Source organism: Bradyrhizobium tropiciagri, from assembly GCF_001189845.1.
GTDB lineage: Bacteria > Pseudomonadota > Alphaproteobacteria > Rhizobiales > Xanthobacteraceae > Bradyrhizobium > Bradyrhizobium tropiciagri.
Window position 1 is genome coordinate 104,588 of the sequence record NZ_LFLZ01000014.1, and the last position, 14,692, is coordinate 119,279.

Below are 14,692 nucleotides of genomic sequence, written 5' to 3' on the forward strand. Positions count from 1 at the left end.
TGCTACCAAAGCTAAGGGGCGCTGGGCAGCGCATCGCCCAGGACTAAACAAATAGCCAGATGAGTGACGCCTGGCCTGGACTCAACTGCAGCAATCAGCATGCCACGAGCGGACAGGTGCCGGCGCAGCCTTGATGCGAAGGAAGCCACACGAGCTCGCTGCCCTTGGTCGGAGTTGCGACCTTGATGTCCGGAAGGCGACATCGGCATCGAAAGAAGGCAAGAGCTCGCTAGCGACATTCGACAAAATAGGGGGTGGGAGTTGCATTGTAGGGACGCGGCAAAGGGGCATCCGGCGGCAGCGCGATTGCAGTCCCTCAAGATAGACTAATCAGCTTCTCTGACCATTAGCTTACGAGATCTCATCAACCCATGGATGTTATCGGTATGGGAACACGGTATACTTAACCGTCGCGGCGTGACGCGAGCCCGTTTCGATTTTGCTCCCGCACGTATCAATTGCGGTCACATAGATGACGCATTGGCACTGTTTCAGAGCCGGCGAGCAGAAAACAGCGAATGATCGCAGGACAGTTGGTGAGGCAGCAATATCGCCCTTGCGAAGCATTGAACGAGGATAGGCGAAATATGCTGTGGAATTGCGAGTGATAATGGAATGTAGATGTCAGGCCATTTCGGCGTGCATACCAAGCATTTGTCGATTCGCCGGCGATGAGGTGGTGGCCCTCGACGCCTCAGTAAGATCAAGCGCATCTCCGCGAAACCTCGACGCGGCGCACGCAACGAAACATTGTGCGTCAACCGCGAAAGCCCAAAGCCACATCGTATGCTGATGCGCGCGTTGTTCGGCGGTGTACGATGCAGTCAATGAGCAAGGCGCTCCGCATGGGCCTCGTGCGGTGATCGAGATGTCGGCTCCCATAGCCGCCGAGCTTCCCAGAGTGGCAATTCTCAACCTATGCGCCGGGTCATTATCGAGTGGATCTTGCACGGTTTGAATTCGGGCAAAAAAGGTCCTGCAAGGACTGGCAAGCGTCCTGGGCAGGGCGTCAGCGTCCAAAAAGACAGGAGAACAAGTGATGGACATCTGCGGCTTTCTCAGCAGGTGGTTCGCTGAAGAATGGTACTGGAGCGCCGTCCCAAAGAGGACGGAACATGCGCCAAGTTGTGAGTTGCAAAACAACAACGTCATCTACATCGACTTCAAGGCGGTCCACGAGGCAAAGGAGGGAACGTGCGGACGCAAGTAATAGAGAGGCTGGAGGCCGGTCGCGTACAATATGGCCAGTTTGCCAGCCTTCCAGGATCAGGTCCTTGCGGCATGTTCGTTGTACAGGGACCTTGCGGCTGTGAACTGACGATCAGCGGATTAATTCGTCCTGCCTGGGAGCATGTCGCTGTCTCAACGCCGCGACGTTGTCCGAATTGGGAAGAGATGTGCTTCGTCAAAGACCTGTTCTGGGATGAAGAGGAATGCGTGATGCAGCTGCATCCCCCACATTCGCAATATGTAAATAACAGTCGGTATTGCCTGCATCTGTGGAGGCCAACTCATCGGGACATCCCAATGCCCCCACCGGGCTTTGTAGGCGTCGTTGGGCTCGGCCCATCGGAGGCGGCAATGTGGTTTGCCCGCATGAGTGCGACCGCATTATGAGATAGCCTAAAGTTGTCTGCGTGACCGATCAAAAGCAGTGGTTCGGCGCTGTTGTCAGCCCACACCGCAACAGAGTGTGTCGGCTGTATGCCGACACACTAAGACCGGGCCGATGACGGTTTAAGAGTAGGGCGGTAGGCGTTCGACCAATTTTGCTACCGGTAGTTGTGATCGGGCCGTGACCGAAGACGAGGGAGACGCGGCCTTCCTCTCGGGAAACACGATTCTCGTCATCAACATCTGGAAGGTCATCAACGGCAAATCCGTCTTCGGCTGCTAGCGGACGCTCTTCACGCAGTCGAGCCACGGACCTGCTTCGCGCAGTCCGAGGCCCAGGAGCAGCTTCACCTGCCGGGACGCGTTCACGGTCAGCAGCCGGTCGGCGATAGAGCCCACGATCTGATGCCTCGTGGCGTTCCGCGCGAACGCCCCTTGCGGGAGCAGAAGGGCGACCAGGAGGGACAATGTTGCTGCAAGTCTCGATCAGATGCGGCGGTCCACGTTCGTTGGTCAGAATTGGTGAAACGTCAGGCCGGGCGGGCTGCGGCATTGACGATCGTGTCGGCGAGTGCTTCGGCCATTCGGCGCGCGCTCCAGTCGCTGTTATGCAGCCGGTCGCCGTCCCGCGGATCGACGATGCGATCGAAGGAGACGTGCTCCACGAGGTGCCAACGCCGCATTATGTCGTAGCGCCGGAATACGTTGACCGGGTAGCCCGCGGCTTCGGCGGCGGATTTGATCAGATCAACCATTCGCTCGCCGACTTCCTTCGTATCGGCCGGTGTAAGTAGCGCGGGCACGTATTGGGGATCCATCAGGATTACGTCCGCGCCGAGCTGCGAGAGCATCGCGAGGCCGTCGGAAATCGCTTCGGCAACTACGCCGAGGTCATATCCCTTCCACGCAGCATTCGTGCCGACCTGCCAGATGACGCCGATCGGCCGCTCGCCGATGACGTCCCTCTGCAACCGCTTCGCTTCATCGGGTGCCTCTTCGCCGCCGACGCCGCGATTGAGGACGTCGAAGACGTGGCCTTGGTACCTCTGGCGCAGGGCGCTCTCGAGACGTTGCGGGTAACGATGTCACCTTCGCCGGCGGTCGTGGACCAACCTATGGCCACGATCTTGATCGCGGCGGTGCCGGCCAAGCGCTCCGACAGAGCTAACATCCGGGGCTGGAAAGCCGTGGGTTTTACGGGAATGGCAGTCGTGGAGGGCGCTTCGGCCATGCGAGGACCTCGGAAATGTCACTCAGTCTGGAGGGCAAGTACGACAATAGGATTACGGATGCGAAATAGTTGTGAAGCGCTTCGAATGCTACCAGTGCTAGGGAGGCAAATCCAGTCCGTCATCGAGCCAAAATGCGGCCTCCCAAGACGCTCGTGGGAAATTCGCCGCTCGATCCGAAATGTCCGAAGCGTACCAAGCGAGCCGACGCTGACGCCTACCACGTCGACCCGCTCGTTACGTATTCGGCGCCCCCGCTTTCGATGCCAGCACACTCGCCAGCCAGTACGCAGCCGGCTATCCGCCGCAGATTTGGTCCCCGACACCGCGACCGCCGGCCGACGTATCCGTGCCTTCACAGAAGGCGCCAATCACCACCGGCATGAAGGCCCAACTCACTGCATCCTTTGCGTCGTGATTGTCGATAAATGCTGCCCGTTGGGGTTCCTGTAACGATTGGCGAGGCTTTGTAACAATGAAGCCATCTGGTCCGGATCTGATCGAACAGTAAATTCTCCATAGTTGGGGTCGAAAACCGTGGTCCTTCCATTCAAGGCCGACGTCGCGATCGTGTGTGCGCCGCCTTCGGCGAAATACAAGCTGAGCAAATGGTTCGATCCATCTTCGTTGATTTCGTTCACCATGCGCTTGATATTCGAAGACTTGCCGAATGCGAATCTCTTCTCTTCTCCAGCCGGTTCCAAGCCTGCGTCCTCCAAAATGGTATTTTGTGCCTGAAGGTCCGCCTGAGAAGATCCTGCTCCCCTGCTGCGCAACTGATCCTTGAGATTTTGATATTGCTGCTGCCGTTCAGCCGCTGAGGCGTGCGTTTGCGACCCGGGTGTGAGCGCACTCATTCGGGTTGATGGGCTGTTGTTAAGATTGCGGAACCACTCCGCAGTCAGCCCAACACAGATGCCGTCCACATTCGCATCACGCAAGTCGGCCGTTCTGTATTCAAACAAGGATGTGGCCGAACTCTCTGGAGAGGATGTACTGGGGTCGGAGGCGCTAGAAGTGTGAACGTTTGCATCCGAGGTATGTGGCTTGCTGCAGCAGGCCCCCCTCTTGTCAGGCAACTCCCCCGGTTGCGAGCTCCACCGAGGCGCGAGACCTGCAAGTGTTTCCGTAAAGCTGCCGCCATCCACCGACTGAGTCGGTTCGTCAGCTTGTCTAGTGTATGTGGATGAGCCACTGATTCGATCATACATGACGATTTACCTTTCTGTGCTGCGCTAGCCTGTTCGCATCAATTCGGGCTGCTTAGGCCCTGCTGCGAGGATACCCGGACAAGCTGATGGCGAGCTGACGGGCAGCTATTGTCCAGCTTAGAAAGCGTTCCTTTGTCGGACTTCTGACAATGTCTGATTCTGCGCGGCGTAGGGCTGAGGGCCTCCCGCGCGTCGGCAGCCGGATTCCGGAACGACATTGACAGGCCATCGCTACGATGCCCTCGCAGCACGCCGCCGAGCGCCCACTGGGCTTTCTGCAAGCCCTCGGCCAGAGCGACGAAGCTTTCGCCGCCGCGCACGACATGGGCATGCTCGAAGCTGGAGAACGCCAGCCGGAAGTGACAGAGCCGATGATCGAGCGGCCTCATACACGCATGCTGCACCGGGTAATGGCGGAAGAACACTTTCCCGCGCCTGCGGGCCGTGATCGAGGCCTTGGCGGCCTGCCAAGCATAGTTGCTCGGCTTTTGACAAGCGCTACAGAAGTTGGTCGATGTCGATGCTGCTTCCGATGATCCAGTTGCGGTCCCGAGCATTCGCGGGAAGTGGCGGATGCCGAAAGTTGCCAGCGGCTTAGAGTTTGGATCGCACACCAGGCATACGGCGCGACGTGCAGTTTGCCCTCGCGCCTCAGCCGCAAGACACTCCCATTACAACGGCCGAATAAATCAGAGCGGCGCCGAGCCGAAGCGGCAAGCGCATTCACATTTCGTTCAATGCTGGTTCACCGCCTGCAGTCTGCAGTCTCGATAGATGCCATCTTTGTGCGAATACTGCTTGGTCACAACCACCATGAATCATTGTTCGGTGGTTGGCAAATTGGTCATCTCCCGGAATCGAGGCCATTGTCCACGGTGAACAGAGTCACATAATCGGCTTCTTCAGCCAACTGGATCATGCAGCGATCATAATGCCCGGCTGGCCACGCAAAGTAAAGCACCGCTCGCCCGAGCCGTTCCGACAAAATCCGACGTGACTCCAACAGCTCCCAGCGAACATCATCGGGGCCCCCGGCCGGTGCTGCGCCCGTTCATCCAATCGAGGTAGCGTACTCCCGGGCTGCCAAAGATGCGTCATGCTGTGCGAGTAGACATCGTAGCGTGGATCACGCGCGATCGCTTCGATCTCGCTGTGCTCGGGAACAGCGCGTCAAGATAGATCGTGATCATCGGCGCGGTCGCACAGACCACACAGCCGAGCAAGATCACCGCGCCGTCAATGATGCTGTCCCTGTGAGTTGTCCGTTGCCTGACCCGCTGCGCAATTCCCATTGCCCAATCTCCGATGTGATCGGTGTGACCCGGCGAAGTGCGCTTGTCAGTTTGCCTGGAATAGGAGGGCATTCGTGCGGCTTCGAAATAGGCGGACGCCAGCAGATGGAGCCGCCGCGTCTCTTCCCTGCTGACAGCAGAGGTGCGAGTCGGATTGCTCAGCCATCGGGCTGCGTCGGCGGCTTCTCGCGCCAAAAGCGCCATCAGGAGTTCGTTCGCGCGGTCGCCGAGCAGGCGGAGGGCGTCCATGGCGCGATTGTATCGCGTCCACGGCATGCCATCGTAGCCCGAGCTCCGGAGCATCGAAATGGGACGCTCCAACCTCGATCTCTCGCGCGGCACCGGTCGGGTGACCCGGTCCGAGCCGAGAATGATCGCAATCAGAGAACGGACCGGCTCTTTCCTTGCCCTGCCTTGGGCATCCTGGTGCTCGAAGTCTGCCGGAAGCGTGATGTGGTCGGCCCCAAGACCAGGCGACAGCACTTGGCATCGCGATGAGCGTGGATCCTTCACGAACTCACCGTCGGAACTCCGACTGGCCCGCATCGAGCCGCGCGGCGTGCCATTGTCTCGAGGGCCAATCGCACAAGGGGCCGGATGCGCGAATTCGAGTGAGCCTCAACGCCACCATTAGCTGATTCTACGCGCGGGGGTTGCGTGTGAATCACTGGGCACTTCGCAGTAACTTCGACCAGCCGGAGGTCAGTCGGCGATCTCGGTCGCAGCGGTAGGCAGTGATTCGTTCTGCAACTCGGGAGTAAGCGCGTCAGCACAGCCGGCCGAGAACCGCGTCGTCGACTTCATCCTGACGCGCGGAAACGACCTGCTCCGAAGCGCAATCGGCTGGTCGGTAAGGTCCGTGTTTCGAAGCAAGCTATCGGATCTCGTCCAATGAGAGCGCATGCATCCCCTTCGCGCGGGCCTATTCGATCGCTGCGCGCTCGTCCGCTTGGGCGGCATCATCTCAAACCTTGCAATGGCCGGAATGGTGGCCCGGCGTAGATCGTGAGCTCGCAGCTGCCCAGGCCGGGTCGGTTGCCCATCCCACAGGTCGCCGTTGCTCGTGAGGGAGTAATGGGAAAGAGCCTGTGGCGGACTCTTGCCGGCCCTGCCGAGCCGCCTGTCAGGTTCGTGACCAAATGTTGGTAGTCGACCTAAATGCAGGCCGCGGCATGGCCAAAATCAAAGATCTTGAATTGGCGCGCCGCTTGCTTCTTCACGGCGTCATCTCGATCGCTCCAGGGGCGATCCGTGAGATTGACTAAGTAGAGGTGGAGAGGGTGGCCATGTTGCGAGCTGAGGTAAACCGACACGTGAAGCGTCCAGCTAGGAGCAGGTCTAGAGGTATTCAAATAGCGTGTGACACGCTTTGAACGCCCTGGCTCGAAATCCGCAACCCGATGGGATCCATAACCTGTCAAGCCGCGCGCGTATTCCCGTTGTCGTGGCGAATTATCTGGATGTCTATTCGGGTACTTTCAGGATCTGTTCCTGGATGTCACTTGTGCAGATATGAGAAAAAGCCCAATCATCACGCCGCTAAGCGTAGCGAATACGAATCCCGCCGACGTATATATCTCGCCCGTCAACTTGACAGCTAATGGCAGGGCACACCTTGGCCACGCTGCCGGGCCATTTCTCAGAATGGACGTCGTACAAAGGCACCTGAAGAGGGCAGGGCATCATGTTCGCTCCGGTCTGACGACCGACGGTTTCGAGAACCATGTTCTAGTCCGAGCAGCGCGCGAGAACATCGACCCGTCGGCCTTGGCTCATGGCTTCCATGTCGGGATTGCTCATGATCTCGCCTCATTAGGGATCGTTTTCGATCATTTCGATGATCCAGCCCATGGCAAAAATCTTCAGCGGTTCTCCAATGTCAGCAACGCGCTCATGGATGCGTTATCTGCAGCAGGATCGCTGGAGTTTCGCGCAGCGCGGCTACCCGTCGACGATGCGGGCTCTGCTCTGACGCCAACGGAAGAGCGTTTCTGCATTGGAGGCTGGTTTGGCGCAACCTGCCCCGTATGCGAAGCATCCGCAGGGAGCTTCTTCTGCGAACAGTGTGGACATCATTTCGAGCCAGATGAAGCACGAAATCCGGTGTCGAGGCGAGGACGGATTGTAGAATGGACAGATAACATTTCTGCCTTTCTCTCAATTGCACGAAAAGACCAACTCGTCCGAGCGTGGGACGATGCGTCTATCGAACCTAGCTTTGTGGAGATAGGGAAGCGGTATATCGCACGCAAAGGGCAGCAAATGCGGTTGACCGTTCCCGGCCTGCATGGATTGTCCTGGAATTCGCAGCAGTTCAACACACGTCAGATCCTGTTTAGCTACTCCTCGTTGCTCTATGCTCATTCCCTCTATTGCGGGCATAAAGATGCGGAGACATCCGGCACGCCAAGTGCCTTCGCGCGCAATTCCAATACTTTCCTGGTCGGCGCGACTGGCATCGACAATACAATTCCGATGCTCGTGGGAGTTACCGGATGCGCATTGGGCCAGGAGTCATTTCGTCAATTTGACCGAATTTTCTTTAATCATTTCCTTCGGTTGAACGGATCGAAGTTCTCCACTAGCCGCGGCCACGTGATTTGGGCGGGTGAAATCGCTCAGGTGCCGGATATATCTATCGATATTCTCAGAGTATGCCTGTCGGAAATCTGCCCCGAAGAAGCGGAAACCGATCTGATCCCAAAACAATTGATTGGCCGCTACAATGCAATTCTCGACAAGAGCGCTGGGGTCATCAACCGTTGTACGGACATCATCAGCGCGATGCCGGCCATCGCCGCGTGTCACGTAGATGATGCAATGATGATCACGCTGGACCGGCTGTACGACCAGCAGTGCTCCGCTCTCTCGCTAGATCACCTGCGCGTATCGCACGCGTCCAGATCGGTGACCGAATGGCTCGATTGTCTTGATTCCAATCCGAACCATCAGATCGCTTACACATGGCTGATGGGCTTCAGCGTACTGGGTTGGCCGCTGATGCCGAGGATAACAGAAGCTCTGTGGCACTGGCTCGGCCATGAAGGACATCCCCTCGCAGCCCGCGCGGCGAGACCCTCATCCGAACGAAGCGGAAGCGTACCAAGAATCGATCGGCGCAGCTTGACGGCCGCAGACATAGATCGGTGCCTTCCGGGAAAAGTTGCACAATGAGCGCCGCAGCGAACATTATCGCCGCCGAGAAATTGCCCGATGAAATGCCGCTCGAGGTCTCGATTCCATTCATGCTTGGTAGCATCAACGTGGCCGCGTCGTATGGGTCGAGCTTCTTTCTCGTGGATGCTCTGCGGTCGGCTCCACAGAGCGCATCCATAGCAGGAACAGTTATTTCGACCGGTACGGTCGCGACAATACTATGTTCGCTTGTAGCTGGCCGGATCGCCGATCTATTTGGGGTGATGCGAACGATCACCCTTGCTGCCGCGGTGATGGCAATTGCAATGATCTGCTTTGCAGCGGCGCCGGCTTTTATGTTCCTCGCTTATCTCGGCGGGCTCTCGCTCGGCATTGGATGGTCAATCTTCTATATGCTGGCGCCGCTTCAAATCCTGGAACGCGTGCGGCCAGCGGCTCGTGTCAAATATCTCACCTTGCTTTCCGGATCCCAGATGCTGGGGATCGGACTTGCTGTTCCCCTGGCGCGCACGGTCGTGGAGATTTGCGGATCATATATCGCAGCGTACTCTCTATTCGCGGCTGCATGTCTCGTTGGCGCCATGCTGCTGGAGTTGGCCGGCAGGGCACTGGCGCAGGCTCCTCAGATCAAAATGGCGGCTGTTCGACTCACGTTTGAGGGCGTGCGAGAGGCCTTCAAGTCGAATACGCGTTATCCGATCGTCATGATCGGCATCGGCGCATGCGTGTTTTCCGGTCTGTCCACGTTCCAGACGCTTTACGCTTCATCGCGGGGGCAATCCGCCGATACATTCTTTATAGTCTTCACGTTGACGGCTGTTTTCTTGCGCTTCGCGGCGGCGCCGGTCATCGGAAAGGTCCGGCTTGAGTGGGTCGCGGCGTTCCTCGTCGGGTGCACCATGGCGGGACTATTCTTGCTTTTAATCAATGCAAGGAGTGCGGAGATCTACATCCTCGGTACAGCGATGTTCGCCCTTGGATACGGACTTAGCTATTCGACTTTGAACGGTATGGTTGTCTTCATCGCAGGTACAGACGGGACATCTTTGGCGGTTGCGTCTCAGGTCTTCACGCTTTCCTACTTCGTTGGTCTATTCGGATTTCCATATATCGCCGGGCAGATCGTGAGCGCCCACAGCTTCGATGATCTGCTGATCAGCATGATGATGCTTGTCGCTAGCAATGGCATCGTTCTCGCAGTTCAAGTGTTTTCAACCAGCCGGGAGCGTTAAATGGCTCGTCTTGCGGATAGTGTGATGTCGAAGCAGGGCGGCGGCCATCAGGTAACGGCAATCGGAGCAGGCCCGGCGAATCTGAGCCTGGCAGCGCTCGCGGCCCCGATTCCGGAAATTTCCTTACACATCCTGGAAAGATCGGAGGCGCTAAATTGGCATCCAGGGTTGCTTCTAGATGGGGCTCTTATGCAAACCAGCCCCTTAAAGGACCTGGTAACACCAGCAGATCCGACCAGTGCATATAGCTTTCTCGCCTACCTGCACGAGAAAAGACGGCTTTATCAAGCCATTGTTCGAGGAATCGCTTCGGTTGGCCGGAGCGAATTTGAAGATTATTTGAAATGGGCAGCAGAAAAGCTAGCGAACGTTCAATTCGGCGAACAGGTTATTGCAGTCGAATTACGCGGTGATGCGTTCAGTATCGCTACCAATCGCCGAAATTATCAGACCCGTACGACAGTGGTCGGCGTAGGCCGGGTGCCCTCTGTTCCTGACTGGAGCAGAAATGCACCGGAGAATCAGGTGTTTCACGCGAGTACTTTTCTCCTGCGACGCCGCGAGTTCCCCAACAAGCGTGTTGTTGTGGTAGGTGGGGGGCAAAGCGGAGCAGAAATATTTCTTCATCTGCTAACCGGTGCATGCGGCGCGCTGGGAGCCTTGGCCTGGGTCACGCGCCGCGCAAGCATATTTGCCCTCGAAGATAGTCCCTTCGTCAATGAGTGGTTCTTTCCACAGTTTGGCGCATGGTTCCTTGAGCAAAGCGACGCCGCCAGAAAGCAAACCCTTGAACGGCAGGTTTTGGCGAGTGATGGCGTCAACCCAGCGACACTACGCGCGATCTACAACGCACTTTACGATCGCGAGGTTGGTAGAGGTTCGTATCCCGCTCAGGTCGAAATACGCGTCGACACCATGGCTGAGGAGCTGCGTGCCACATCTCCATTTCGCCTGGGGGTGCGTCAGCAGGCCACCGGCGTTCGCGCAGAACATGTCGCCGACATTATCGTGCTGGCCACGGGCTACCGTACCGAGATCCCTCCCTTTCTGGAGCCGGTCGCAAACCGGCTTTCGATTGTGAGTGCGCCTGGCGGCTCTCGGGAGATCGTGGTCGGCAAGGAGTTCCGGGCCCGGCTTGATGGCCCCGAAAGCTGCCGCTTATACGTCCAGAATGGCGCACGATTTCAACATGGCATCGCCGACACAAATCTGAGTTTGGTTCCTTGGCGCGCCTCAATGGTGCTCAATTCGATCATTGGTCGGGTAGCTTACGATTGCGGGCCTGCAACAGGAGCTCTCAAGTGGCATGGTGCGGTGCCTGAGAGCGCCCGCTGAGGATCGGCAATGGGCAGCATGTCGCGATCGAGCTGCATGATTGGAGATACACCGTGAAGAATGCTCAGCTGATGACTTTAGGGGACGTAACGGTCTATAGCCCCGGCGTTCTGGTACAGGACGTCAAAGGGATAAATGATCCGGAGATCACCGTTCCGGTTGAATTCATCGAATTCCGCCTCGATCCACTCGCGGTGTCGACGCCTCATTCTCATCCTTCCTCCGAGATCTGGCGGATCACGAGCGGGCGCGGTCAGGTAGTGACCGACGATGGTGAGTTGGCCGTGAAGGCCGGCGATCTGGTGTTTCTGCGACCAAATCAGACCCATCATTTGCGGAATAGTGGCAGCGAAGTGCTGAGCGCCTTCTCCATCTCCTGGAAACAAACTCAATGACTGACAAGATCTATGACCTCGCAGTCGTCGGGGCTGGCATTATGGGCCTCAGTGCTGCCTTCATCGCAGCGAGCGATGGCCCGGGAAAAAGAATAATCATCGCCGAACGAGATATCGTTGGATCTGGTACTAGCGGGTTTGCGCCTGGGATCCAGATCAACATCTGTCGTAACCAGAAGGAAAGGAGCCTCATCGACTGTGGTTCGAAATTCTGGCGCGGGATCTATCCCGACGGACAATGGCCCAAGGGACGAGACTGTGATGTGTTTTGGTTGACGCGCAATCCCAGCGAACTCGCGAAACAGAGCAGCGCGGGCCACCTGGCCCCATCAACATCCTTCGGTCTGGCCGTGAGGCTATTATCGCTGCAGCAGTTCGTGGTTCCCGGCGATGTGTCCGTCGTGTTAGATCGGGGTTCGTACTGTCAAGTCGATTCCATTGTTCAGGATCTGACTCAAAGGCTCAAGATCAAGGGAGTTTCGATAAGCGAGCGTACATCGATTACAAGAATACGGAAGGGGCCGCGCAATATTCTTCTCCAGACCTCTGATAACAGCGAACTCGCGACGAAGCGGGCCATTCTTGCGATCGGGCCCTGGTTACCAGGGTCACCGTTGCGCCGGCATCTAACAGACGAATCGGGATTGCGCGTTAAGAAGGTAGTCGCGCTCCATTTGGCCGCACGGCCCACGCCGAACTGTCCAATGATCGGGCTATTCGATGACTACGCGTTCCTCATTCCCATGATCGAGCAAGGATACTGGCTGTTTAGCTTTACCTCGCAGGAATGGGATGTGAAGCCGGTCTCCGATGAACTGCGGCTCAGTTCGGATGATCTCGCGCGTGCCACCGCAATTCTGGCCAAGTGGTTTTCCTCCGAAGTGCCAGCGGTGACGTCAGCACGTGTGTTTTGCGACTGTTATTCGGCGGATGGCGTCCCGTTTTCCCGTTCTGCGAAAGATATCGCAGGTTTGCATGTGATTGGCGGTGGTTCAGGTAATGGGTTTCGCTTTGGGCCAGCATGTGCGCAAGAGGCGGTACGATCCCTATATTCTGCGGATAGACACGCCATTACGGCGACATGAGGGAAGGCATATGCCGGATGTGATTGGTCTCAATTCCAATCTCTCTGATAATCCGTCAGATGCCGGCTATGCCAACACATCGAGATCGACCATGGTTGTTGATCTCGGCGCGATAGAATCTAACTACCGGAAGTTTCGGATGCTGGCGCCCCAAAGCGCTTGCGGCGCAGTTCTCAAGGCAGACGCCTACGGCCTTGGCGCGCTGCGCATAGCGCCGTTTCTTGCGCGGCTTGGCTGCGGGCATTTCTTCGTGGCCGATGTGGAAGAAGGCGCGGCCTTGCGCAAGGTACTGCCACTATCTGCGAAGATCTACCTGCTTCACGGAGCTATGCCTGGTTTGGAGGCGGCTATTGAGCACCATGATTTGCTGCCGATCCTGAACAGCAGGGAACAGCTGGACGCATGGCTTCGGCATTGCCGCCTTCGCAACCGGCTGTTACCCGCAGGTATCCATGTCGACACGGGCTTGTCTCGACTGGGGTTTCCCATAGATGAACTGCAAAAAGCCGCCGAGAATGAAAAGGTGCTGTCGGATCTGCCTGTCGTGCTGTTCATGAGCCAACTCGCTTGCGCGGAGTGGCGCAACGAAATCAGTCGGCAACAATTGTATCAGTTCCGTAAACTCACCTATCTGTTTCCCAAAGCCATCCTTTCGCTGTCGAACTCCGCGGGACTATTTGCGGGATGTGAATTTCATTTCGACCTGATACGGTCGGGCGGAGGAATTCTCGGCCTTTCCATATCCGGTGATCCCGACTTCAGGCCATCGCAAGTCGTCCGCCTGCGAACACGAATCATTCAATGTCGCAGGGTAAAGGTCGGGGAAGCGATCGGATACCACAGGTCGTACCCAGTGAAGAGACGGATGCGTGTCGCGACCGCCTCTATTGGTTATGCAGATGGGTTCCCGCGTAGCCTCGGCAATCGAGGTCATGTCTTCATATGTGGTGCTCGCGCGCCAATCGTCGGCTTCGTTTCGATGGATCTCATCAGCATCGATGTGACGGATCTGCCCGAGAGTTCGACCGCGCCGGGTACAATGGTTGACCTGATCTGCCCCGAGCAGACGGTCGCAGATGTGGCTTTGGCCGCGAATATGCTGAGCGATGAACTGACCACAGCGATCGGACGCCGATGTCGCAGACTTTATGTTTCGGGCAAGCGGAATGAGATGAGGCGCCAGTGAACTCCTCTGCATTTCGATATCGCCAAGTGAATCGAGCGATCTATCTGGGCGACGAAGGCATACGTCTCATGCGTCCGGGCTACTTCACCGCTCGGGTGCGTCAGTTCCATGAACGTGAGAGAGCCTTCTGTCTTGAGCTCCTGCGTTCGACCACATACCGGTTAATTATTGAGGTCGGTTGCAGTTGCTACCGCCTTATCGGCGTCAAGAATGATGACAGTGATTACCTTGGTATCGATATCAATCCACCTCGTGGACGAAGATTGAAGGAGGACAACGGGGCTGTCGTCCGCTGCGAGGCCAACAAATTCTTTAAAAGAAGGCGTCTGGTCAGTGAGATCATGCGGCGATATGACGGAAGAGTGCTTTGCATTCTGCCGTTCAATTTTCTTGGCACCATGGATCGTCCAATGGAATTTCTCACGCTAATGTGCCAGACGCCCTTTGATCTCGCGTTGTCGCTCTTTTCAACCAGCGAGACAGCGACCGCGGCGCGACTAGAATATTATGATCTTTGCGGGATAAACGTTCAGGCTGTCGTGCGGACAGATGACTACGTCCGATTAGATTGCTCTAACGGCTTCCAGGCTTTTGCTTTCGATCCATCTGTTCTGACGAGCCGAATATCGGCATTTGGATTCCGCTTGAATGAGGCAAAGTACTTTGACGTCTGTAACTTCCTTCATTTCAGTAACGAGCGGGTGTGAAGGTTATTCGCGTTCGCCTTACGAGACATGCAGAAGGGACAGCAGGGGAGCGACGCTTGCTTCGTCGTAGACATCAACAGAAAAGATGGAATGCAAGTCGATTTTGAGCATCGATACAGTGAAGTAGGGATTGTTACGCGGGTACGAGCCTTAGCAAGCGTATGCCGTTCAACGTCGTCTCAAATGCGGACGCCGAGAGCAAGCAACGGTCCAGAGCGAAAATGCTGCAGGAGCCATCCGATCGTTTTCA

At 56.9% G+C, this 14,692-nt stretch carries 11 protein-coding genes and 1 pseudogene; 8 read left to right on the forward strand and 4 right to left on the reverse strand.

Annotated features, from left to right (window positions below; genetic code table 11):
- The first annotated feature begins 1,281 nt into the window (after positions 1–1,281).
- Entirely contained in the window at positions 1,282–1,617 is a 336-nt protein-coding gene (locus AKN84_RS50680; protein ID WP_430649906.1) for a DUF7694 domain-containing protein, read from the forward strand.
- Between the two features lie 527 nt (positions 1,618–2,144).
- Here AKN84_RS50680 and AKN84_RS14335 read toward each other — a convergent pair.
- The 4 genes and pseudogenes from AKN84_RS14335 to AKN84_RS14350 all read right to left on the reverse strand — a co-directional run bounded on the left by AKN84_RS14335 (position 2,145) and on the right by AKN84_RS14350 (position 5,829).
- A complete protein-coding gene (locus AKN84_RS14335; RefSeq protein ID WP_488226062.1) occupies positions 2,145–2,669 on the reverse strand; it encodes an SGNH/GDSL hydrolase family protein in 525 nt (174 codons plus the stop codon).
- A gap of 569 nt (positions 2,670–3,238) precedes the next feature.
- Complete coding sequence (locus AKN84_RS14340) at positions 3,239–3,784, reverse strand: YopT-type cysteine protease domain-containing protein (RefSeq protein WP_244485098.1); 546 nt, start codon at positions 3,782–3,784, stop codon at positions 3,239–3,241.
- A 443-nt stretch (positions 3,785–4,227) separates the two neighbouring features.
- Positions 4,228–4,437: pseudogene (locus AKN84_RS45315) on the reverse strand (IS21 family transposase); the annotation flags it as partial.
- 711 nt (positions 4,438–5,148) lie between these two features.
- Positions 5,149–5,829: a hypothetical protein gene (locus tag AKN84_RS14350; RefSeq protein ID WP_128970790.1), complete on the reverse strand. Its 681-nt coding sequence runs from the start codon at positions 5,827–5,829 to the stop codon at positions 5,149–5,151.
- 1,029 nt (positions 5,830–6,858) lie between these two features.
- On the opposite strand from AKN84_RS14350, the gene AKN84_RS45325 reads away from it, so the two are divergent.
- Genes AKN84_RS45325 through AKN84_RS14385 form a run of 7 tightly spaced genes read left to right on the forward strand, consistent with a single transcriptional unit; the run spans position 6,859 to position 14,442 of the window.
- A complete protein-coding gene (locus AKN84_RS45325) occupies positions 6,859–8,520 on the forward strand; it encodes a class I tRNA ligase family protein (RefSeq protein ID WP_128970791.1) in 1,662 nt (553 codons plus the stop codon).
- Entirely contained in the window at positions 8,517–9,734 is a 1,218-nt protein-coding gene (locus AKN84_RS14360) for an MFS transporter (protein WP_050421343.1), read from the forward strand. The genes AKN84_RS45325 and AKN84_RS14360 overlap by 4 nt, the downstream gene beginning before the upstream one ends.
- Positions 9,735–9,758: 24 nt before the next feature.
- Positions 9,759–11,069 carry a lysine N(6)-hydroxylase/L-ornithine N(5)-oxygenase family protein gene (locus AKN84_RS14365; RefSeq protein WP_050421380.1) on the forward strand — a complete coding sequence of 437 codons (1,311 nt, stop codon included), beginning with the start codon at positions 9,759–9,761 and terminating at the stop codon, positions 11,067–11,069.
- Between the two features lie 53 nt (positions 11,070–11,122).
- Positions 11,123–11,464, forward strand: coding sequence for a cupin domain-containing protein (locus tag AKN84_RS45330; protein WP_128970792.1), 342 nt, complete (start codon positions 11,123–11,125; stop codon positions 11,462–11,464).
- Entirely contained in the window at positions 11,461–12,549 is a 1,089-nt protein-coding gene (locus AKN84_RS14375) for an NAD(P)/FAD-dependent oxidoreductase (protein ID WP_050421345.1), read from the forward strand. The genes AKN84_RS45330 and AKN84_RS14375 overlap by 4 nt, the downstream gene beginning before the upstream one ends.
- Before the next feature lie 10 nt (positions 12,550–12,559).
- A complete protein-coding gene (gene alr / locus AKN84_RS14380; protein ID WP_050421346.1) occupies positions 12,560–13,735 on the forward strand; it encodes an alanine racemase in 1,176 nt (391 codons plus the stop codon).
- A gap of 26 nt (positions 13,736–13,761) precedes the next feature.
- On the forward strand, positions 13,762–14,442 hold the full coding sequence (locus AKN84_RS14385; protein ID WP_244485100.1) for a hypothetical protein: 681 nt from the start codon (positions 13,762–13,764) through the stop codon (positions 14,440–14,442).
- Positions 14,443–14,692: the final 250 nt, after the last annotated feature.

What these genes read in the sequence shown, in the direction of transcription:
- AKN84_RS50680 (WP_430649906.1), top strand. Translation starts at nt 1,282, where the DNA reads ATGTTCGTTGTACAGGGACCTTGCGGCTGTGAACTGACGATCAGCGGA.
- AKN84_RS45325 (WP_128970791.1), top strand. Translation starts at nt 6,859, where the DNA reads ATGAGAAAAAGCCCAATCATCACGCCGCTAAGCGTAGCGAATACGAAT.
- AKN84_RS14360 (WP_050421343.1), top strand. Translation starts at nt 8,517, where the DNA reads ATGAGCGCCGCAGCGAACATTATCGCCGCCGAGAAATTGCCCGATGAA.
- AKN84_RS14365 (WP_050421380.1), top strand. Translation starts at nt 9,759, where the DNA reads ATGTCGAAGCAGGGCGGCGGCCATCAGGTAACGGCAATCGGAGCAGGC.
- AKN84_RS14375 (WP_050421345.1), top strand. Translation starts at nt 11,461, where the DNA reads ATGACTGACAAGATCTATGACCTCGCAGTCGTCGGGGCTGGCATTATG.
- alr (WP_050421346.1), top strand. Translation starts at nt 12,560, where the DNA reads ATGCCGGATGTGATTGGTCTCAATTCCAATCTCTCTGATAATCCGTCA.